Raw genomic sequence first — 21,875 nt, 5'->3', positions numbered from 1 at the left:
CCGCACGGCGACGTCCGGACGCCGCCGGGCCGGCCTCGGTTGTTCCGCCCTGCCCTGCGGCTTCCGCCTGACCGGGGCGACCACTACTCCGTGACACCGGAGAGGCCCGGGCCGTACACGGCTGCCCGGCCTCCGACACGAAAGATGGCACATGTCTGGTTCTACGTCTTCGCTTCGGCATGCGACCGCGGACATCGAGGAGCTGCGCGAGCGGTTCCGCCCGGTCTTCGAGAAGATCGCCGAAGGCAACCTGGACCGCGAGAAGGGGCGGGTCTTCCCCTACGAGCAGGTCAGATGGCTGATCGACGCGCGTTTCGGCGCCGTCCGCATCCCCCGGGAACTGGGCGGGTTCGGCGCGTCGCTGTGGCAGACCTTCGACCTGCTGCGTGAGCTCGGCGCCGCCGACCCGAACGTCGCCCATGTGTGGCGCAACCACCTGGCGTTCGTGGAGGACCGGCTGAACGCCCCGCGTTCGGCGGCGACGGACGCCTGGATCGAGAGGTTCCTCGACGGCGAGTTCGTCGGCGGCGGCTGGACCGAGGCCAACAACGGGACGTACGCCAACATCCAGACGAAGCTCGTCCCCGAGGGCGACCACTGGCTCCTGACCGGGGCGAAGTACTACGCCACCGGCAGCCTGTACGCCGACTGGCTGGACGTGCTCGCCGTCAACCCCGACGGGGTGCCCACCACGGCGCTGGTGAAGGCGGACCAGCCGGGCGTGAGCCTGGTGGACGACTGGAGGGGGTTCGGCCAGAAGACCACCGCGAGCGGCAGCGCGAACTACTCGCGGGCCCGGGTGGAGGGCGACCACATCTTCCCCGCCACCGACCGCTTCGCCTACCAGGGGCTCTTCTACCAGACCGCGCTGCTGGCGATCCTCGCCGGCATCACGCAGGCGACGCTGCGCGACGGCATCGCGGCGCTGAAGGCCCGCAAGCGCAACTACGGGCACGGTCTCGCCCAGAGCGCCGGCGACGACCCCCAGTTGCTGCAGGTCGTCGGCAAGGTGTCCGCCGACGCGTTCGGCGCGCAGGCCGCGCTGTCAGCCTCGACCGCCACGCTGGACGAGATCGCCCACGCCCGCATCGCGGGCGACGAGGAGGCGGTGAAGCGGGCGCTTCTCGACGGGCACGTCGCCACCACGCGCGCCCAACTGGTGATCATCGAGGCGGCGCTGCGGGCCACGACCATCGTGTTCGACGCCCTGGGCTCCTCCGGTGTCTCCGAGGACCTGCTGCTCGACCGGCACTGGCGCAACGCCCGCACCCTCGCCTCGCACAACCCGCGCGTCTACAAGGAACGCATCCTGGGCGACTGGCACGTGAACGACGCCGACCCCGCCAAGGTCTACGCGATCTCCGCCGGTCAGAGCGAGTAGACGAGAGGTTCATCGATGTCCGACGTACGCACGGGTCACGTCATCCTCGGGGTCAACGTCCTGGTGCTGGGCTACCTGCCGGCCGCGTGGCAGTCAGACCTCCTCCACAAGGGCTCCTTCGTCGACGCCGACTACTGGAACACGATCGGCCGGGTGGCCGAGCGGGCCACCCTGGACGCCGTCTTCCTGGCCGACGCGCCGGCGCTCGGGAACCCGTCCTACGACGCCAACGCCGGCCGCCTGGAGCCCACGGTCAACTGGAGTCACGTCGCCGCGGCGACCGAGCGCGTCGGCCTGATCGCCACCGCCTCGACCACCCTGAACGATCCCTTCGACCTGGCCCAGCGCCTGCTGTCCCTCGACTACCTGTCCGGCGGGCGGGCCGGATGGAACATCGTCACGACGCGCGACGCGTCGGCCGCCCGCAACTTCGGCCTCCCGGAGATCCCCGCGCGGGACGACAGGTACGACCGGGCGGCGGAGTTCGTCGACCTCGTCCTCGCGCTGTGGGAGTCGGCGCGGACCGGCGAGGAGGTGCGCCACCACGGCGAGTTCTTCGACCTCGAGGGGCGGCTCCGGGTGCCTCCCTCCAAGCAGGGCCACCCGGTGCTGCTCCAGGCCGGCGGCTCGCCCAAGGGGCGGGCGCTCGCCGGCAGGCGGGCCGAAGGGGTGTTCGCCGCCGAGCTCACCAAGGAGGGGGCGATCACGCACTACCGCGAGGTGAAGCGGTACGCCGCCGACGCCGGCCGCTCGCCCGACTCCGTCAAGATCCTGCCCGGCCTCCTGCTCAGCCTCGGCAGCACGGAGGAGGAGGCCAGGCGCCGCAGCGACGAGCTCCACGACCTCGGCCCGGCGTCCTACTCCGTCCAGTGGCTCTCACAGGCGATCGGATACGACGTCTCGCGGCTCGACCTCGACGCGAAGTTCCCCGAAGAGGTCCTCGCCGCGATCGTCGATCCCGCCTCCTCGGGAGGCAGCATCGGCTTCCGGCAGTCCATCTACGAGCAGATCCGCAGGACCGATCCGACCGTACGCGAGTACCTGCGGCAGACCAGGTACACCGGGTCGGGGCACAGCGGGTTCGTCGGCACCCCCGAGCAGCTCGTGGACCACATCGAGGACTGGTATCGGTCGGGCGCGGTCGACGGGTTCAACCTCCAGCCCGACGTCCTCATCGACGGCCTCGAAGTGATCGCCGACGAGGTCGTCCCGCTCCTGCGCAAGCGCGGCCTCTTCCGGCACGAATACACGACCGACACTCTCCGCGGGCATTTCCGGGCCGCCTCGGCCTGAGCCCTGCCGGCTCACGACCACATGCCGGCACTCGACCACATCGGCACATCACCAGAGAGACCCCACATGGGTGACAGCACCACCACAGAAACCTCCGCCTACCTGGCCATCGGGCTCGGGGGAGACCACCTGGCCGCGCTGATCGCGGATCCCCGGCAGGCCTCCCCGCTCGACGGCACGGGGGCGGCGTTCGTCGCCGCGGGCATCGACAGGATCGACGGCTCGGCGCCCGACGGCGTGACCGTGGAGCCCACGGTCGCCGCCGCGTTCCTGGCCGCGCACGCGCCGGGAACGGCGTTCCTGGCGGCGGCCGCCCCGCACCGCGACCACCCGTACAACCTGGCGCGCCGGGTCGCCTCCCTCGACCACCTGTCCGGAGGCAGGTCCGGCCTGATCCTCGGCGTCCGCGACGGCTACGCGCCGGGGGACACGGCGTGGGGCGGCGCCGGGCTGACCGAGGGGGCGCCCCTGGGCGTCGGCACCACCCGCGACGTGGCCGTGGCCGTACAGAAGCTCTGGCAGAGCTGGCCGCAGGAGTCGATCGTCGCCGACCGCGAGAGCCGGATCTTCGCGCGGGCCGAGCAGATCGTGCACGTCGACCACCGAGGGGTGTTCGACGTCGCCGGGCCGCTCACCGTGCCGTCCACCGCGCAGGGCTCTCCCGTCCTGGCCTGGTACGCGGACTCCGTTCCCGAGGTGGCGGCGGCGGGGGAGGTGGCCGACCTGGTCGTGCTCGCCGACGCCGATCCGATCCTGCTCGGGCAGGCCGTCGCCGCGCTCGACGCGGCCCCGTCGTCGCGGTTCGCCGCCGACGGCCGTCGTCCGCTGCTGTTCGTCCAGGTGGCCGTCACCCGCGGGCGCGCCGCCGACGTCGTCGCGCGGGCCGGGTCGGTGGCCGCCCGCCCGGGAGTGGACGGCATCCTCCTGCGGCCGGACGCGGGCGTGGGCGTCGCAGAGATCGTCGGCGAGATCGTCCCCCGCCTCGCGGCCCTGGGTGCCGTACGCGCATCGGAGGGGCCGACGCTGCGCGACCGTTTGGCTCTGCCGGAGCCCGCCCGTCTTCTCGCCGGAGCCCGCCCGGTCTTCCCGGCCCCGGAGCCCCAGTCCGCGCCTCAGCCCGCGCTCTAGCCGGTGCTCGAAAGGAACGTCATGAAATTCGTCAAGCACGCCCGGTCGGCGGTCGTGGGCGCGGTCGCGCTCCTGACCGCCCTGGCTCTGGCGGCCTGCGGCGGCGGCGCGAACGGCGGAACCGCCGCCGGAGGGCCGCAGGGGAGCGGGACGCCCAAGGCGGGCGGCACGCTCGTGAGCGGCCTGTATCTCGAACCTCTCGCCCTCGACCCGCACCGGCAGGGCTACTGGGAGACCTACCGGGTATCGAGCAACGTCTTCGAGGGCCTGGTCAAGGAGGACCTGTCCGACCCGAAGGGGCCGACGAAGCTCCTCCCGGCCCTCGCCACGGACTGGAAGGCGTCCGACGGCGGCAAGAAGTGGACCTTCACCCTGCGCGGCGGCGTGAAGTTCCACGACGGCTCTGACTTCACCGCGGAGTCCGTGGACAAGAACGTCCGCCGGATCTCCGACCCCGCGTACGAGTTCTACGACAAGACCAGCGCGGCCAGGCTCGCGGCCTGGTTCGGCGACCTCGTGAAGGGCCGGGTCGTCGACGACCACACCTACGAGTTCGAGTTCTCCAAGCCCTTCCTCGGGTTCCCGAGGATCCTCGCCCAGTCGATGAGCACCCTCACCATCGGCAATCCGGCGACCTGGGAGAAGTACGGCAACGACGGATTCGCCGACCATCCCAGCGGCACCGGGCCGTACACGTTCGTCTCCCGGACGATCGGGGACCGGATCGTGCTGAAGAGGAACCCGAACTACTGGGGCCCCAAGCCCTACCTGGACGAGCTCGTCTTCCGCGTCATCCCGAACAACCAGACACGGCTGGCGACGCTGCTCAGCGGCGAGGCCGACATCATCAGCTACGTCCAGCCCGAGGACGTGAGCACGCTGGAGTCCCGGGGCTTCCAGGTGCCGGAGGGGCACGGCGCGGCCTTCCTCTACTTCACCTTCAACTTCAAGAACAAGGCCTTCCAGGACAAGCGCGTACGGCAGGCGGTCATCCAGGGCATCGACCGCGACCGGCTCGCGAAGGAGGTGTACAACGGCAACGCGATCCCGCTGCACTCCCTGGAGCCGCCGGGCAATGAGGCCTACGACCCGGACGCGCGCGACTTCGACTACGACCCCGAGGCGGCCAAGGCCCTGCTGAAGGAGGCCGGCTACGGCGAGGGCGGGCTGAGCTTCACCATCGTCGCCGACGTCGCCAATCAGAACCTGGCCGAGTGGCTGCAGAGCCGGCTCAAGGGCATCGGGGTGAACGTCAAGGTCGTCACCCTCGACCGCCCGAGCTACGTCGCCCGCGCGTTCGGCAAGCCGGAGCCGGACGACGGCCTGAGCATCGACGAGTACGGCGGCAGCTACGCCGAATGGCTCTACCAGGTCTACTACACGAACATCGCGGTCAAGGGCCTCGTCCCGGCGGACTTCCCCGAGATCACCAAGGCCCTGGACAAGGCGCGGTACGCCACGGACCAGGACAAGCGGATCGAGCTGTGGAAGGAGGCCGACAAGAAGGCACGCGAAGGCGCGATCGCCATTCCGGCGGTGTCGCTGACCAGGTACTACGCCCTTGGCCCGAACGTGCGGGGATTCGTGTACGCGGCCACCAACTGGTATGACCTGACCAAGGTCTGGCTGGCCGGCTGAGGCCCGATCACGGCGATGGGAACCGTCAAGCACATCCTGTGGCGATCGCTGAACATCGTCCCGGTGCTCCTCGTGGTGTCGGCCCTGACCTTCCTGGTCGGCCGGCTGACACCCGGGGACCCCATCGAGGCGCAGTTCGCGCGGGACCACACACCGGAGCAGGTCGAGGCCATCCGCGCGTCGTACGGCCTCACCCTCCCCCTGTGGCAGCAGTACGTGAAGTGGGTGAAGGACCTGTTCACGGCGGGCGGCGGGATGTCGATCGTGCAGAACCAGCCGGTCTTCGACATCCTCCTGCCGAATTTCGCCAACACCCTGATCCTGACCGCGGCCGGCGTCGTGATCTGCGCCGTCCTGGGCGTGGTCATCGGCGTGGTCGCCGGGACCAACCACCGCGGGTTCCTGGACCGCTTCGCGATGCTGTTCGTCCAGACCGGCAGCAACCTGTCGGTCTACTGGTTCGGGCTGATCCTCATCTGGATCTTCTCCCTGCGGCTGGGCTGGCTCCCGGCGAGCGGCATGGAGTCGAGAAACGGCGGCGGCTTCGGCGACCTGCTGGCCCATCTGGTGCTGCCGGGCCTGTCGGCCGCGTTGATCTCGACACTCGTGCTCGCCAGGTTCACCCGGCTCGGCATCATCCAGGAGTCGCAGAGCGACTACGTCCGCACGTTCGCCTCGCAGGGGGTGCCGCGCCGGCGGCTCGTCGCCAAGCACATCGGGCGCAACATCCTCCCGGCCGTGGTGAACATCATCGGCCTGGAGATCGGCACCCTGATCACGGGCGTGATCTTCGTGGAGAGCGTGTTCAACTGGCCCGGCATCGGCACCCAGCTCGTGAACGCGGTCAACGGGAAGGACTACCCGCTCATCCAGGGCGGCGTGATCCTCGTGGCGCTCTGCTATCTCCTGGTCAACCTGCTCACCGACATCACGGTGGACGCTCTCAACCCACGGCTGAGGAGGTAGTCCGGCAGTGGTTCTCACCGCAACTCCCGTCACCCGGTCGCCGAACCCGCTCAAGGGGACGGCGCCGCGCCGGCGACGCTCCCGGCTGCGCGTGAACGCGCAGGTGACGCTCGCGCTGCTGGTCATCGCCGGCTTCGTCCTCGTCGGCCTGCTCGCCCCCGTGCTGGCGCCGTACGACCCCGACCTGGCGGACGGCGGCGTCAAATACCTGGGGGTCGGCGCGCCGGGGCATCTCCTGGGCACCGACGAGCTGGGCCGCGACATCCTCAGCCGGCTGATCTGGGGAGGGCGCACCTCGCTGGTCGTCGCGCTCGCGGCGTCGCTGTCGTCGACCGTCGCCGGCAGCGTGCTCGCACTCGTCGCCGGCTTCTCCGGCGACCGGGCCGCCGGGCTGATCATGCGGACGGTGGACGTCATGTTCGCCTTCCCGGTGATCATCATCGCGCTGGTCCTCGCGGTGATCCTCGGTCCCGGCACGCCCGTGGTCGTCCTGTCGATCGTGTTCTCCGCCGTCCCGTACGTCGCCCGGGTGGTCTTCGCGGAGGTGAAGCTCCAGCGCGGCCGCGAGTACGTCGAGGCCGCGAGGTCGCTCGGTGCGGGGTTCTTCTCGATCCTCTTCCGCGAGGTGCTGCCGAACGTGCTCGCCCAGATCGTGGTGTACGGCACCGGCCTCGTCGGCGGGATGATCGTTTTCTCCTCCAGCCTCAGCGCGCTGGGCATCGGCGTGCAGCCGCCGACGGCGGACTGGGGCCGGATGATCTCCGAGGGCGCCAAGGTCATCATCAGCGGGAACGTGTATCCCGCGCTGCTGCCGGGGCTCGTGGTCCTCGTCGTGGCCCTGGCCTTCAACTGGCTCGGGGACGGCCTGCGCGACGTCTTCGACCCCCGACGAAGGAGGGCGGGACGATGACCGGCGCACTGCTGAGCGTGCGGGAGCTGTCGGTCGAGTTCGGGCGCGGACCGGCGGCCGAGCGTGTGGTGGACGAGGTCACCTTCGACGTCCGGCCCGGCGAGACGTTCGCGATCGTCGGTGAGTCCGGCGCCGGGAAGAGCCTGACGGCCTCGGCGATCCTGGGCCTGCTGCCGGACGACGCCGTGGTGACGTCGGGCTCGATCTCCCTCCACGGCGAGGAGGTGCTCACCGCCACCCGGTCGTCGGTCACCAGGTTCCGCGGTTCGAAGATCGGCATGGTCTTCCAGAACCCCTTGGCCTCCCTCGACCCGTCGTTCCGGATCGGCAACCAGCTCAAGGAGATCATCGGGCTGCACCGCCCGGCCGCGACGAAGCGGGAGCGGCACGAGATCGCCGAGACGTGGCTGCGCAACGTGGGGATCGACGACGCGGCCCGGGTGCTGTCCGCCTACCCCCACGAGCTCAGCGGGGGAATGCGGCAGCGCGTGATGATCGCGCTCGCGAGCCTGTCCGGCCCGGCCCTGCTGATCGCGGACGAGCCGACCACCGCGCTCGACGCGGTCGTGCAGAAGCAGATCCTCGACCTGCTCAGGAGCGTGTCCGAAGAGACGGGAGGCTCGCTGCTGCTCATCACCCACGACTTCGGGGTGGTCTCGTACGCCGCCGACCGGGTCGCGGTGATGAAGGACGGCCGGATCGTCGAGCAGGACCGGCGCGACCGCGTGCTCACCGCGCCGGCCGACGCCTACACCCGGTCGCTGATCCGGGCGGTCCCGGAGATCGGGGCACGGTTCCGGCTGGCCGAGCGCGGCCTGCCCCGCCGCCTCGGCCCCGCTGGCGGGGACCGCAGCCCGGCGAGCGCGGACGGCGGAGACGGCACGGCGGTCACGGCCGCCGGGCCCCGCGACGATGACCGGGACGCCCGGCCCCCGCTGGTGACCCTGCGGAACGTGAGCAAGGAGTTCGTGGTCGGCGGCCTGGGCACCGGGCAGCGCAAGCGGCGCTTCAGGGCCGTCGGCGACGTGTCGCTGCACATCGAACGGGGCGAGGTCTTCGGTCTTATCGGGGAGTCCGGCTCCGGCAAGTCGACGCTGTCGCGGTTGATCGGCGGCCTGCTGCGGGCGGACGCGGGTGAGATCGTCTTCGACGGCCGGGACATCGCGCGGCTGCCGAAGGCGGAGCTGCGGCGGCTGCGGCCGCGGTTCCAGTTCGTGTTCCAGGACGCGACGAGCTCCCTGAACCCCCGGGTGCCCGTCGGCGAACAGATCAGCCGTCCGCTCCTGCGGTTCGGCAAGGCCGCCTCGCGCGCAGCGGGCCGGGCCAGGGCGGCCGAGGCGCTCGACCTCGTCGGGCTCCCGTCCTCCTATCTGCACCGGTATCCGCACGAGCTGTCCGGCGGGCAGCGGCAGCGGATCGGCATCGCCCGCGCGCTCGCGCTGGAGCCGGACCTGCTGATCCTCGACGAGCCGACGTCGGCGCTGGACGTGTCCACGCAGGCGAACATCCTCAACCTGCTGCTGGACCTGAGGGAAGAGCTCGATCTCACCTACCTGTTCATCGGCCACAACCTGGCGGTCGTCGAGTTCCTGTGCGACCGCGTCGGGGTCCTGGAGCAGGGAGTCCTCCTCGAGACCTTCCGCGCCGGGGAGCTGTCCGCCGCGGGCCGTCACCCGGTGACCAGGGCGCTGCTCGACGCGGTGCTCCCGATGAGATTCACAGACGAGTCAGGCACACGCGGCCACGCGGCCGCGGGAAAGGCGGACCCATGACCGAGACGTTGCGGGGCCCGGCGGTGGACGGCGGGCTGTTCCGGCGGGCGCTGGCGGCGCACGCGGCCGGGGTGGTGGTCATCACGGCGCAGAACGAGGGGGTCCCGGCGGGGCTGACGGCGACGTCGTTCTCCTCGGTCAGCCTCGCGCCGCCGCTGGTCTCCTTCTACGTGGACCAGGGCTCCAGCACCTGGCCGTCGATGCGGCCGGCCGACCACTTCGCGGTGAACGTGCTGGCCGGCGACCAGGGCGAGCTGGCGGCCAGGTTCGCGCGCAAGGGCGCCGACCGGTTCGCCCCGCCCACCCGGTGGCGTCCCGGCGCGTTCGGGGCGCCCCTGCTCGCGGACGCGTCGGCGCACCTGATCTGCCGGCCCCACTCGGCGACCGACATCGGCGACCACGTGCTGGTGGTGGGCCTGGTCGTCGAGGCGACGGTGCACGGCGCCGACGGTCCGCTGCTGTATCACCAGGGCCGCTTCGGCAGTTTCGTCCCGCACGACTGACCACAAGGTCTCTTGCGCCGAATGCCGGATTCTGCTAATTTCCTACTATGTCTGTAGGGAAAGTCTCGATTGTGCGGCACTACGTCGACCTCGCTCGGCTCGCCGCCAGCCTCTGTCGCCAGTCCTGACCTCTCCCGCCCCCGCCGGGCGACGGCGCCCGGCGGCGCGTTCCCTACGCCCCCTCGTGGCACCGCCCGTCCCTCGACGGCTGCCCGCACCTGTTGCCCCTGTCTTCTGCCGCGGTGCGAGACCGCCCGGCCGCTCGTCCCCGCGCGAGCGCCGTGATCGCGCTCTGACCCCGCGCCTTCACCTGCACCGTGCCCCCGAAGCGCGCCGGCTCTCCGCGTACGGCACGGGCGCCCTGCCTCCCCACGCACGACCGCAAGGAATCCCATGAGTCTCATCGACCAGATACGCCCGCGTTCCGGCTCGGGCCGCTTCGAGGAATGGCGCGAGGCGGCCCTCAAGACGGCCGACCGGCTGCGCGCCGACGCCGCCGAGCGCGACATCGTCGGCGCCGACCCCGTCGCCGAGGTCGACCTGCTGCGCAGGTCCGGCCTGCTCGCCGTCCACCTCCCCGAGGAGCTGGGCGGAGGCGGCGCGACGTACGAGGAGGTCCTCAGGATCGTGCGCGTCCTCGCCACGGCCGACACCTCGATCGCCCAGCTCGCGGCCTTCCACTTCCTGGGCAGTCGGGCCGGGCTCGGCGGCGGGCGCGCGCTCGCCGAGCGGTGGGCGAAGGGCATCGTCGAGGAGGGCTGGTTCGTGGCGGCCGTCGCCCAGGCCGCGTACGAGCCGCTGGTCGTGGCCACGCCGGACGGCGACGGCTTCCTGCTGACCGGTTCCAAGCCGTTCACCAGCGGCGCGGCGGTGGCGGACACGCTGATCGTCTGGGTGCGGTTCGGTGAGGGCGCGGTGGTCGGCGGCGTGGACGTGTCGGGGCTCGTCGGCCAGTTCGCGGTCCGCTCGCCGGCCGAGGGCATCGAGTTCCACGGCGACTGGGACAACTTCGGCCAGCGGCTGACGGTCAGCGGCGGCACGACCCTCCGCGACGTCCGCGTGACGGCCGGCGACCTGCTCGGCTACACGCACCCGGACACCCCTGCGACGCCCCAGGAGACGCTCCAGGTCCCGCAGGGGCAGCTCGCCTACGGCAACCTCTACCTCGGCGCGGCTCTCGGCGCCCTGCAGGAGGCGTTGGAGTACACCCGGACCAGGTCCCGGCCGTGGCTCACCTCCGGCGCCGCCGCGGCGACCGAGGATCCCCTCGTGGTCGAGCGGTACGGCCGGCTGTGGGTCCTGGCCGAGTCGGCGGTGGCGCTCGCCGACAAGGCGGGGGAGTTGCTCCAGGCGGCGATCGACCGCGGCGGCGACCTCACCGAGGAGGAGCGCGGCCGGGCGGCCGTGGCCGCCTACCAGTCCAAGGTCCACTCGACCGAGGTGGCGCTCGAGGTCACCTCGCGGATCTTCGAGCTGACCGGGGCCCGCTCGACCGCCCGCGCGTACGGGCTGGACCGCCACTGGCGCAACGTACGGACGCACACGCTGCACGACCCCGCGCACTACAAGCTGCTGGAGATCGGTCACTTCGCCCTCAACGGCCGGTCGCCCGAGCCGACCTACTACTCCTGAAGGCGCGGAACGGAAATGAGTCAGTATCCCAAGCGCCTCATCCTCAACGGCTTCGCCATGACCGTGGTGGGTCACGTGTCCGCCGGGCTGTGGCGGCATCCGAGCGACCGGGCGAGCGAATACACCACGCTGTCGTACTGGACCGACCTCGCCAGGCTCCTGGAGTCGGGCGGGTTCGACGCGCTGTTCCTCGCCGACGCCCTCGGCCACCTCGACGTCTTCGGCGGCACGCCCGACGCGTCGCTGCGCAACGCGGCGCAGTCGCCGGTGAACGACCCGCTGCTGCTGGTGTCGGCGATGGCGGCGGCGACCCGGCACCTCGGCTTCGGCATCACCGTCTCGACGACGTACGAGCAGCCGTACCTGCTGGCGCGCAAGTTCACCACCCTCGACCACCTCACCGAGGGACGCATCGCCTGGAACGTGGTCACCTCGGTGCTGGACAGCGCCGCGCGCAACCTCGGCCTCGACCGGCAGATCGCGCACGACGAGCGGTACGACCGCGCGCAGGAGTTCCTCGACGTCACCTACAAGCTGTGGGAGGGGTCGTGGGAGGACGACGCGGTCGTCCGCGACCGCGAGCGCGGCGTCTACACCGACCCGGCCAAGGTGCATCCCATCGGGCACAAGGGGCGCTACTACACCGTGCCCGGCCCACACCTGTCCGAGCCGTCCCCGCAACGGACCCCGGTCATCTTCCAGGCCGGGACGTCTCCCCGGGGCCGGGAGTTCGCCGCGCGCAACGCCGAGGTGGTCTTCCTCGGCGGGACGAACGCGGCGTCGATCCGCCGGGCGGTCAGCGACATCAAGGAGCGCGCCGCCGCGCTCGGGCGCCGCCCCGAGTCCGTCAAGTTCATCACGTCGGTGACCGTCGTCACCGGCCCGGACGACGAGTCGGCGCAGCGCAAGTACGAGGACTACCTCTCCTACACCAGCGTCGAGGCCGCGCTGGCCCTGTTCTCCGCCTGGACCGGGGTCGACTGGTCGCGCTACGACCTGGACCATCCGCTGGAGTACATCGAGACCGACGCCGGGCGCTCGGCCTTGGCCACGCTCACCGGCATCGACGCCGACCGCAGGTGGACGCTGAGGGACATCGCCGAATACATCGGCGTCGGCGGCATCCACCCCAAGATCGTGGGCGGGCCGCGCACGGTGGCCGACCGGCTCGAGTCGTTCGCCGACGAGGCCGGTGTCGACGGGTACAACCTCGGCTACGCCGTCAGCCCCGGCACGTTCGAGGACTTCATCGAGTACGTCGTCCCCGAGCTGCGCCGCAGGGGCCTGGTGCGGGAGACGTACCCACCCGGGGTCTTCCGGGAGAAACTTCAGGGCGCCGGCAGGCGCAGGCTCGGCGACGACCACCCCGGCGCCGCCTTCCGACGCGTGGAGGTGCCGGCATGACTCTCCGGATCCACTGGTATCTGCCCACCAACGGCGACAACCGCGACATCGTCGGCTCGGGTGACCGCTCGGAGAAGACGCTCGGCGCCGTCGCCGACGGCTTCCGGGCACCGAGCGTCGACTACCTCGGCCAGATCGCCCGGTCGGCGGAGCAACTCGGCTACGAGGCCGTGCTCACCCCCACCGGCCTGTGGTGCGAGGATGCGTGGATCACCACGGCCGCGCTGACCCAGGTGACGAAACGGCTGAAGTTCCTGGTCGCGTTCCGCCCCGGGCTGGTCTCACCCACCCTCGCCGCGCACCAGGCCGCCACGTTCCAGCGGGTCTCCGGCGGCCGCCTGCTGCTCAACGTCGTGACCGGCGGGGACTCCGCCGAGCAGCGGCGTTTCGGCGACCAGCTGGACCACGACCAGCGCTACGCCCGCACCGACGAGTTCCTCGCGGTGCTGCGCGGAGTCACCGGCCTGCCGCCGGGAGAGACGTTCAGCTTTGCCGGCGAGCACTTCCGGATCGAGGACGCGCGCGTCGACGCCGGACCCTGGGGACGTCCGGAGATCTTCTTCGGCGGCGCGAGCCCGGCCGCGGAGCGGGTGGCGGCCCGGCAGGCCGACGTCTACCTCGCCTGGGGCGAACGGCCCGACCAGATCGCCGAGCGCCTCGAGCGGATGCGCAAACTCGCCGCGGCCGAGGGGCGCGAGCTGCGCTTCGGCATCCGGCTGCACGTCATCAGCAGGGACACCTCCGCGCAGGCGTGGGCGGAGGCCGACCGGCTGCTGTCGAGGATCACCCCCGAGCGGATCGCCGCGCTGCAGAAGGACTTCGCGAACAGCGAGTCGGTGGGCCAGCGGCGCATGTACGAGCTCCACGGCGGCGACCCGGGCAGGCTCGAGGTCTATCCGAACCTGTGGGCCGGTTACGGCCTGGTGCGCGGTGGCGCGGGCACCGCCCTGGTCGGCAGCCACGAGGAGGTCGCCGAGCGCATCGAGGAGTACCACGCGCTCGGCCTGGACCACTTCATCCTCTCCGGCCAGCCCCACCTGGAGGAGGCGTACTGGTTCGCCGAGGGCGCCGGCGCCGTGCTCCGGTCCCGGGGGCTGCTGGCGTCCCCGACGGCGGACGACCCCGCCCGCCCGACTCCGTGAAGAACTCCGTGCGAAAGACGACCATCATGAAGAAGACGCCCCGCGAACGCCGGCCGCTCCTGTCCCTGCTCGCCGCGTCCGCGTGCGCCGCCCTGCTGGCCGCCTGCGCCGGCCCGGTTCCGCCGGACAACCCCGGCGCGAACGGCGGCACGGGCGGCGGCGCGAGTGACGCGGCGGGCGGCGGAGCCCCCGCCGCCGGCGGCACGCTGCGCATCGCGTCGCTGCAGTCCGACCTCGACGCGCTCGACCCCCTCACCGGGTACAGCACCGACTCCTGGGAGATCATCCGCGCGCTCACCCGCCAGCTCGTCACCTACCCGGGCAGCGCCAAGGACATCAAGGACGACACCACGCTCGTGCCCGACCTGGCCAAGTCGTGGGACGTGAGCAAGGACGGCAAGACCTACACCTTCCACCTGCGCGACGGCATCAGATACTCGGGCTCGTCCACCCGCGAGATCGTGGCCGGCGACTTCGTCTACGCGATCAAGCGGTTCTGCGACCCGAACAAGCAGGTCGCCGCCATCAACTACTTCCAGCTCGCCTTCTCCGGCTTCCGCGACTACTGCGAGAAGTTCGCCAAGGTGCCCCCGGGAGACCCGGCCAAATCGAAGGCGTTCATCGACAGCCACGACATCCCGGGCGTCTCCGCGCCCGACGACAAGACGCTGGTGCTGCGCTCGGACACGAAGAACTACGACTTCCTCAGCATCCTGTCGATGAACTTCGTGTCGCCGCTGCCGGAGGAGGTTGCCGCCAAGTACGTCGGCGACTCGCTGGAGTTCCGCAAGAACTACCCCTCCAGCGGGCCCTACCAGATCGCCTCGTACGAGCCGGGACGCAGCCTGGTGCTGAAGAAGGTCCCCGGCTACGACCACGCGGGCGACCCGGCGCGCAAGGCGTACGTCGACGAGATCGTCGTGGACTTCACCACCAACAGCGAGGACGCGGTGGTGCAGAAGATCCAATCCGGCGACGCCGACCTGTCGCTCTACCTCGATGTGCCGCCGCTGTCGACGATCCAGCAGTACCAGGCGAGCAACAGCCCCTACCTGCACTCCTCCGACAGCGGGGCGGCCAACTTCATCACGATCAACGCCCGCCCGGAGGCGACCTCGCCCGGCGCCGAGGCGCTGCGCAAGCTCAAGGTGCGGCAGGCCCTGGCGTACGCCGTGAACAAGGCCAACCTCGTGCAGGCGCAGGGCGGCAAGATCGCGGCCAGGCCCCTGGGGCAGATCATCACCTCGACGATCCTCGGCCACCAGGACTTCGACCCGTACCCGACGCCGGGCAACGCCGGCGACCCCGAGAAGGCCAAGCAGTTGCTCGCCGAGGCCGGGTATCCGAACGGGCTCAAGCTCGACGCCGTCTACCGCGTCAACGCGCAGTTCGAGACGATCGCCGTCACGCTCAAGGCCGACCTCGCGAGGGCCGGGATCGAGCTGAACCTCATCCCCGTCCCGCCCGCCCAGTCCAGCGCGTACCTGCAGGACCCGAAGAGCCGCTGGGACGTGTTCCTGAGCGCGTCCTTCGCGCCCGACTGGCAGGGGCCGAGCACGCGGATGCTGCTCGGGGGCTGGCTCGACTCCGACGCCGCGCCCTGCGGCACCGGCAACGTCCACGCCATCTGCTACGACAACCCGGAGCTGAACAAGCTGGCGGCGAAGGCGTTCCCCTCCGACGACCCGGGGCCCGTCTGGGCCGAGGCCGACAGGCTGGTCTCCGCCGACCTCCCGTGGATCCCGCTGTTCGAGAAGCGCAAGGTCGCGATCACCTCCGACCGGGTGCGCAACTGGACCTGGTCGTCGCTGGCGACCCAGGCCGACATCACCAACATCGCCGTCGGCCCGGCACGTTAGGAAGCCGTCATGGCCCTGTTCTCCGTGGAGGATCTGCGCGTCACGTTCGGGCGGCGCGGACGGACGACCACCGCGGTCCGCGGCGTGTCGTTCGCCGTGGAGCCCGGCAGGACGCTGGCGCTGGTCGGCGAGTCGGGCTCCGGCAAGAGCGTCTCGCTGCTGGGCGCGACCGGGCTGCTGCCGAGCCGGGCCGAGGTGCGGGGGAGCGCCCTGTTCCGCGGCGCGGACCTCACCCGGCTGTCACCGGCCCGGTTGCGGGCGATCAGAGGCAGGCACATCGGGTTCGTCTTCCAGGACCCGCTGAGCAACCTGCACCCGCTCAAGACCATCGGCGCCCAGATCGGCGAGGCCGTCACGGCCCACGAGCGGGTGGGGCGGGCGGCGCTGCGCCGGCGCGTGCTCGACCTGCTCGGCGAGGTGGGCATCAAGGACCCGGAACGCCGGATCGACGACCACCCCCACCAGTTCTCCGGGGGCATGCGCCAGCGCGCCATGATCGCCATGGCGATCGCGCTGAACCCGGAGCTGATCATCGCCGACGAGCCGACCACGGCGCTCGACGTCACCGTGCAGGCGTCGATCCTGAGACTGCTGCGGCGGCTCCAGGAGGCGCACGGCACCGCGCTGATCTTCGTCAGCCACGACCTGGCCGTGGTGTCCGACATCGCCGACGACGTCGTCGTCATGCGCGACGGCGAGGTGGTCGAGGCCGCGCCGGCGGCGGAGCTCTACGCCGCCCCGCGCCACGCCTACACGCAAGCACTGCTCGGCGCGGCCCGGCACGGGCGGGCGCTCGTACGGTCGCCGGAGCCGCCCGAGTCCGAGCAGCCCGGGCAGCAGTCCGAGCGGCAGTCCGGGCAGCGGGCCGAGAGCGCGCCGCTGCTGCGGGCGAGCGCGCTGCACATGAGCTACCGCAGGCCCGGCCGCAAGGAGTCGTTCACCGCCCTCACCGACGTGTCGTTCGACCTGCGGGAACGCGAGATCGTCGGGCTGGTGGGGGAGTCGGGGTCGGGGAAGTCGACGATCGGCAGGATCGTGGCGGGCCTGGCCAGGCCGACCGCCGGATCGGTGTCGCTGCGCGGGGAGGTCTACAACGCGCCCGGTGACGTGCGGCTCCCGAAGAGCCTGCGCCCGGCCGTCCAGGTCGTGTTCCAGGACCCCTACGGGAGCCTCAACCCGCGGCGCACGGTCGCCGCCACGCTCGCCGAGCCCTTCGTGGTCAACACCGATCTACCGGCCGCCGAGATCCGCGCCAGAGTCGAGGCGCTGGTCGCGCGGGTGGAACTGCCCCAGTCCGTGCTGCACCGGCTCCCGGCGCAGCTGTCGGGCGGGCAGCGGCAGCGCGTGGCCATCGCCCGCGCCGTCGCCCTTGAGCCCTCGGTCGTCGTGGCCGACGAGCCGGTCTCCGCGCTCGACATCACCACGCAGACGCAGATCGTCGCCCTCATCCGGCGGCTGCGCGCGGAGCTCGGGACGTCGTTCCTGTTCATCTCCCACGACCTGGGGGTGGTCGCCGACCTGTGCGAGCGGGTCGTCGTGCTCAACCAGGGCCGGGTGGTGGAGCAGGGCCCGGTCCACCGGGTGTTCGACGACCCCCGGGATCCGTACACGCGGGAACTGCTCGACTCGATCCCGGGGCGGGTGGCGCATGTCTGATCTGCTCACCGCGGAGGCGTACGCCGAGGAGGCGGACGTGCGCCGGTTCCCGGTGCTGCGGGCGATCCTCGCCGAGCGCTCCGCCAGGACCGGGCTGATCCTGGTCGGCGTGGTCGTGCTGGCGGCGCTGCTCGCCCCGGTCGCGGCCGCGCTCACCGGGCACGGCCCGGACCAGCAGTTCCGGTCGGAGGCCCTGGCCGAGAACGGGCTGCCGATCGGCCCGAGCGCCCACTTCCTGCTCGGCGCGGACGGAAACGGCCGCGACGTGCTGGTCCGGACGCTGTACGGCGCGCGCATCTCCCTGCTGGTGGGGATTCCGGCGACCACCCTCGCCCTCGTCGCCGGCACGGCCGTCGGCCTGGTCGCCGGGTTCTTCCCGGGCAGGACCGACCGGCTGCTGTCCCTGGGCACCGACGTCGCGCTGTCGTTCCCGTTCGTCGTGACCGCGCTCAGCCTGGTCGCGCTCAACCGGGGCGGCGACGGGGAGCCCGTCGTCGACCCGGTGCTGCTCGTCGTGCTGGTGATCTCGCTGTTCGCCTGGACCTACTTCGCCCGGCTCACCCGCGGGCTCGTCGTCGTGCTGCGCAACCGGCCGTTCGTGGAGGCGGCGCTCTCGATCGGCGTGAGCCGCCGCCGCCTGATCGTGCGGGAGATCCTGCCCAACGTGCTTCCGGTGGTCGCGGTCTACTGGGCCGTCCAGCTTCCCGTGAACATCCTCGCCGAGGCGACCCTGTCGTTCCTCGGGGTCGGCGTCCAGGCGCCCACGGCGAGCTGGGGCAACATGATCGCGGAGGCCCAGCGGTCGTCCCTCTACCAGGTGCAGCCGTGGTTCCTGCTCGGGCCCGGCATCGCCATGTTCGTCACCGTGCTGGGGTTCAACGCGATCGGCTCCGGCATCCGCAACGTCCTCGATCCCCAGGGGTAGCCGGCGATGAGAAGGCACATCGCGGGTCACGCGGCCCGCGCCCTCGCGACCCTGCTGGCCGTGCTGGTCATCACGTTCGCGATGACCCGGGTCGCCTACCGCAACCCCGCCGCGGTGCTCGCGCCCCGCAACGCCACCCAGGAGACCCTGGACGGCATCACCCGGGCGCTGCGCCTCGACGAGCCGTGGTATCTGCAGCTCTGGCACTACCTCTACCGGGGGCCGGACATCCAGGGCGCGCCGATGGGCCTGTTCAACTGGCCGCCCGCCCTCGGCTACTCGTTCCGGCAGCAGCGGCCGGTCACCGAGCTGATCCTGTCGAAGATCCCGGTGACGCTGTCGCTGGCGCTGGGCGCGCTCGTCATCTGGATGACGCTGTCGATCCTCTTCGGCGTGGCGGCGGCCAGGAGGCCGGACTCCTGGGTGGACCGGATCCTGTCCGCGTTGTCCTACGCGGGCCTGTCCGTCCCGACGTTCCTGACCGGGATCCTGCTGTCCTACTTCCTGTACTTCACGCTCTCGACGTACGGCATCAGGTGGTTCCCGAGCAGCGGCTACGTCGGCATCACCGAGAATCCCTTCGAATGGGCCAGGCACCTCGCGCTGCCCTGGCTGACGATCGCCGTCGCCGAGATCGGGATCTTCCAGCGCGTCGTGCGGGCGAACATGCTCGATGTGCTCGGCTCCGACTACATCCGTACGGCGCGGGCCAAGGGCGTCACCGAGCGGAGGGTGCATTTCGGCCACGCGCTGAGCGCGGCGCTGAACCCGATCATCACGCTCGGCGGGCTGGAGCTGGCCGCGTTGATGGGCGGGGCCATCGTGACCGAGCAGATCTTCGGCCTCGACGGCGTCGGACGGCTCGCCGTCGAGGCGGCGGTCGGCGGGGACTTCCCCGTCGTCATCGGCACCACGATCCTCGCCGCCGCCATCTTCGTGGTCTCGACGTTCGCCGTCGACGTCGTCACCCGCCTGCGCGACCCCGCCGCCCGCTGACCCCTGAAGGAGAAGACATGACTTTCGACGTGCGCGTGCTGAGCGGGGAGGACGAGCTGCTCGCGGCGTCGGCGACGTTCCGCACCGCCCTCCTCGGCCTGCCGCCCCTCCCGGCGGGAACCGACGTCACGCAGTTCTTCGAACCCGGCCGCACCCTCGGCGCCTTCGACGGGACCGAGCTCGTCGGCACGGCGGACTCCTACGCGAGCACGCTGGTCGTGCCGGGCGGCGCGCGGGTCCCGCACGCCGCGGTCACGCACGTGGGCGTGCTGCCCACGCACACCCGCAGGGGCATCGTGACCGCGCTGATGCGCCGCCAGCTCGCGGACGCCGCAGCGAGAGGCGAGATCGCGGCCACGCTGCGGGCCTCCGAGGCGGTCATCTACGAGCGCTTCGGGTACGGCATCGCGGGGTCGGCCGCCCGCCGGGAGGTGTTCCGCAGGCAGGCCGTGCTCCGCGCGACCGTGCCGCCCGGGGGCCGGGTCCGGCTGGCCGACCCCGCGTCCTCCTGGAAGACGCTCGCCCAGATCTACGAGTCCGCCGCCGCCTGGACCGGGGCGATCGGCCGGCCCGCCTCCTGGTGGCGGCAGCAGGAGCAACGGCAGGCCGCGGACCCCGGCCCCGCCTACGTCGCCGTGCACGGGGAGGACGGTTCGGAGGACGGGTACGTCCGTTACCACCCCGCCGACACGGCGGAGTGGTTCACCAGCCGGGACCGGGCGATCGTCGTCGACGATCTCGTCGCCGCCACACCGGACGCGTACGCGGGGCTGATCCGGTGGTTGCTCGGCCTCGACCTCGTCGACCGGATCATCCTGCCGTTCACCGCCCCGGACGACCCACTGCCGCTGCTGCTGACCGACGACCGCGCCGTCCGCACCGTCTCCGTCCGCGACGAGACGTGGCTGCGCCTCGTCGACGTGCCCGCCGCGCTGGCGCGGCGCGACTATCGGGGCCCCGGCTCGATCGTCCTGGCCGTCACCGACGACCTGCTGCCCGGCAACACCGGGACCTACCTGATCAGCGCCGGCGGGGCCGCCAGGACCGAGGGCCGGGCCGATCTCTCTGGGGCCGATCTGTCTGTGGACGTCGCGACCCTGGCCGCCCTCTACCTGGGCGGTTCCCGCTGGTGGCAGCACGCCAGGGCCGGACGGGTGACCGTCCACAGCGACGGCGCCCTGGAGACGGCCGAGGAACTGTTCCACACAGACGCCTCGCCCTTCTCCGGCACGCTCTTCTGACGGCTGAGCTGCGGATATGACGGGTGTCACGGGTCAGGACACGACGCGCGGCACTTATCGCCGCATCGGCCGATCCGTACCGTGATGGTCATGACGAACACGCCTTCATCGCAGCGTACGGACTGGCGCATCTCCCTCCTCGGCGGCCTCAAGCGCCGGGGGCCGGGGCGGATGCCCGCGGACACGGTCGTCCTCACTCCCGTCGGCGGAGCCGACCTCGACCTGAGCGAGGCCGAGATCGCGCCGGTCACCTCGGTGACGAAGATCTCGATCGCGGGCGGCGTACGGCTGCGGGTGCCCGCCGACGTCACGGTGGAGGTCGAGGGCTTCAGCCTTTTCGGCGGCCGCCACGTGGAGCCGGGAACGCCGAGCCCTTCCGGCCGTGTCCTCCGCGTCCGCAACTACGGCGTCTTCGGCGGCGTCGACGTCACCCGCGGCTGAGCCCCTGCGCCCCGGAGCGGGGCGCAGGGCTCAGGCGGGCCCGCCGTCCGCCAGGATGCGTTCCAGGGTGCGCCGGCCCATCCGGCTCATGGCCGGGTTGGTCTCGCGGTAGTACCAGACGAGCCCCATCGCCTGCACGAAGGCCCACGCCCTGCCCCGCTCCCACTCGAGGTCGTCGCACTCGAGATCGAGGCGGAGCACCCGGCGCGGCCCGGCCTCCAGCAGGTGCCAGGCGCTCACGAGATCGAGTGCGGGATCGGCCGGCCCGAAGCCGCCGACGTCGAGAATCCCGGCCAGCCGGCCCTCGGACACGAGCACGTTGCCGGGGATGAGATCGCCGTGGTTCATCACGTCGGCCGCTTCGCGGGGCAGCGTACGGAGGTCCTTCCACATCCGGCGAAGCCGGGGAACGCCCAGCAGTCCCTCACTGCGCTCGAAGCAGGTCTCCATCCACGCGTCGTGGGACCGGAGGTCGCCTCCCCGGCCCGTGCCGCCGAACGTACGGCCACGCGTGCCGATCGCGCGCAGGTCGGTGATGAGATCGGCGAGGTCGTGGGCGAACGCGACCGACTCGCCCGGGTCCTCGTCGGCCGCCACGGCGCCGGGCAGCCACGTCTGCACCGACCATGGAAGCGGGTATCCCGCGCCGGGTTCGCCGAGCGCGACCGGCTCGGGCGTGGGAAAGCGGGTGCTGCCCGCCAGTTCGCGGGCCGCCTCCGCTTCGGACTCCAGCCAGCGTCGCGTCGCGTCGACCGGCCCGGGCTGCAGAGGGAACCGGGCCGTGAAGTGATCGCCGACGCGGAAGATGGCGTTGACCGTCCCATGGGCGGCGACGCCGGTGACGGGCAGGCCCCGCCACTGCGGGAACTGCTCGTCCACCAAGGCGCGCACCGTCTCCCGCGACACCGTCAGCTGACCGGGATGCATCTTCACATCGCGAGCGTTCCGCGTCCCCGTCTTCTCACGCAATGTGTTTTGCGGCGATGCC

Annotated in this window: 18 protein-coding genes; 17 read left to right on the top strand and 1 reads right to left on the bottom strand. The window is 71.6% G+C overall.

From position 1 onward, the window contains the following. Nucleotides 1–151 precede the first annotated feature (151 nt). The 17 genes from Msi02_RS18035 to Msi02_RS17955 all read left to right on the top strand — a co-directional run bounded on the left by Msi02_RS18035 (nt 152) and on the right by Msi02_RS17955 (nt 20,887). Nucleotides 152–1,381: an acyl-CoA dehydrogenase family protein gene (locus Msi02_RS18035; RefSeq protein WP_204049426.1), complete on the top strand. Its 1,230-nt coding sequence runs from the start codon at nt 152–154 to the stop codon at nt 1,379–1,381. Between the two features lie 15 nt (nt 1,382–1,396). Then, nucleotides 1,397–2,674: an NtaA/DmoA family FMN-dependent monooxygenase gene (locus Msi02_RS18030; protein ID WP_204049425.1), complete on the top strand. Its 1,278-nt coding sequence runs from the start codon at nt 1,397–1,399 to the stop codon at nt 2,672–2,674. A gap of 66 nt (nt 2,675–2,740) precedes the next feature. Beyond that, a complete protein-coding gene (locus tag Msi02_RS18025) occupies nt 2,741–3,802 on the top strand; it encodes an LLM class flavin-dependent oxidoreductase (RefSeq protein WP_204049424.1) in 1,062 nt (353 codons plus the stop codon). Nucleotides 3,803–3,823: 21 nt separating this feature from the next. Beyond that, complete coding sequence (locus Msi02_RS18020; RefSeq protein ID WP_204049423.1) at nt 3,824–5,440, top strand: ABC transporter substrate-binding protein; 1,617 nt, start codon at nt 3,824–3,826, stop codon at nt 5,438–5,440. A 15-nt stretch (nt 5,441–5,455) separates the two neighbouring features. Further along, nucleotides 5,456–6,406: an ABC transporter permease gene (locus Msi02_RS18015; RefSeq protein ID WP_204049422.1), complete on the top strand. Its 951-nt coding sequence runs from the start codon at nt 5,456–5,458 to the stop codon at nt 6,404–6,406. A gap of 7 nt (nt 6,407–6,413) precedes the next feature. Beyond that, a complete protein-coding gene (locus Msi02_RS18010; RefSeq protein ID WP_204049421.1) occupies nt 6,414–7,316 on the top strand; it encodes an ABC transporter permease in 903 nt (300 codons plus the stop codon). After that, nucleotides 7,313–9,088 (top strand): dipeptide ABC transporter ATP-binding protein, encoded by a 1,776-nt coding sequence (locus tag Msi02_RS18005; RefSeq protein ID WP_204049420.1) that lies wholly within the window; start codon nt 7,313–7,315, stop codon nt 9,086–9,088. Before Msi02_RS18010 ends, Msi02_RS18005 begins: the two co-directional genes overlap by 4 nt. Next, nucleotides 9,085–9,591, top strand: a complete 507-nt coding sequence (locus Msi02_RS18000) for a flavin reductase family protein (protein WP_079319903.1) — start codon at nt 9,085–9,087, stop codon at nt 9,589–9,591. The genes Msi02_RS18005 and Msi02_RS18000 overlap by 4 nt, the downstream gene beginning before the upstream one ends. Nucleotides 9,592–9,984: 393 nt before the next feature. Beyond that, nucleotides 9,985–11,223, top strand: a complete 1,239-nt coding sequence (locus Msi02_RS17995) for an acyl-CoA dehydrogenase family protein (protein WP_204049419.1) — start codon at nt 9,985–9,987, stop codon at nt 11,221–11,223. Between the two features lie 15 nt (nt 11,224–11,238). Then, complete coding sequence (locus Msi02_RS17990) at nt 11,239–12,627, top strand: LLM class flavin-dependent oxidoreductase (RefSeq protein ID WP_204049418.1); 1,389 nt, start codon at nt 11,239–11,241, stop codon at nt 12,625–12,627. Continuing rightward, a complete protein-coding gene (locus Msi02_RS17985; protein WP_204049417.1) occupies nt 12,624–13,769 on the top strand; it encodes an LLM class flavin-dependent oxidoreductase in 1,146 nt (381 codons plus the stop codon). The genes Msi02_RS17990 and Msi02_RS17985 overlap by 4 nt, the downstream gene beginning before the upstream one ends. A gap of 8 nt (nt 13,770–13,777) precedes the next feature. After that, on the top strand, nt 13,778–15,628 hold the full coding sequence (locus Msi02_RS17980) for an ABC transporter substrate-binding protein (protein ID WP_204049416.1): 1,851 nt from the start codon (nt 13,778–13,780) through the stop codon (nt 15,626–15,628). A gap of 9 nt (nt 15,629–15,637) precedes the next feature. After that, a complete protein-coding gene (locus Msi02_RS17975) occupies nt 15,638–17,284 on the top strand; it encodes a dipeptide ABC transporter ATP-binding protein (RefSeq protein ID WP_204049415.1) in 1,647 nt (548 codons plus the stop codon). After that, entirely contained in the window at nt 17,277–18,209 is a 933-nt protein-coding gene (locus tag Msi02_RS17970; RefSeq protein WP_204049414.1) for an ABC transporter permease, read from the top strand. The genes Msi02_RS17975 and Msi02_RS17970 overlap by 8 nt, the downstream gene beginning before the upstream one ends. 6 nt (nt 18,210–18,215) lie before the next feature. After that, nucleotides 18,216–19,205: an ABC transporter permease gene (locus tag Msi02_RS17965; RefSeq protein WP_079312914.1), complete on the top strand. Its 990-nt coding sequence runs from the start codon at nt 18,216–18,218 to the stop codon at nt 19,203–19,205. 17 nt (nt 19,206–19,222) lie between these two features. After that, the gene (locus tag Msi02_RS17960) at nt 19,223–20,446 is read left to right on the top strand and encodes a GNAT family N-acetyltransferase (protein ID WP_204049413.1); all 1,224 of its coding nucleotides are present in this window, start codon (nt 19,223–19,225) and stop codon (nt 20,444–20,446) included. Between the two features lie 90 nt (nt 20,447–20,536). After that, on the top strand, nt 20,537–20,887 hold the full coding sequence (locus tag Msi02_RS17955) for a hypothetical protein (protein WP_204049412.1): 351 nt from the start codon (nt 20,537–20,539) through the stop codon (nt 20,885–20,887). 30 nt (nt 20,888–20,917) lie between these two features. Here Msi02_RS17955 and Msi02_RS17950 read toward each other — a convergent pair whose 3' ends face one another. After that, on the bottom strand, nt 20,918–21,814 hold the full coding sequence (locus Msi02_RS17950; RefSeq protein ID WP_239108488.1) for an aminoglycoside phosphotransferase family protein: 897 nt from the start codon (nt 21,812–21,814) through the stop codon (nt 20,918–20,920). Nucleotides 21,815–21,875: the final 61 nt, after the last annotated feature.

Source organism: Microbispora siamensis, from assembly GCF_016863095.1.
Classification (GTDB): Bacteria; Actinomycetota; Actinomycetes; order Streptosporangiales; family Streptosporangiaceae; genus Microbispora; species Microbispora siamensis.
The sequence above is the reverse complement of the archived record's forward strand: the minus strand, read 5'-3'. Positions and strand labels throughout refer to the sequence as shown.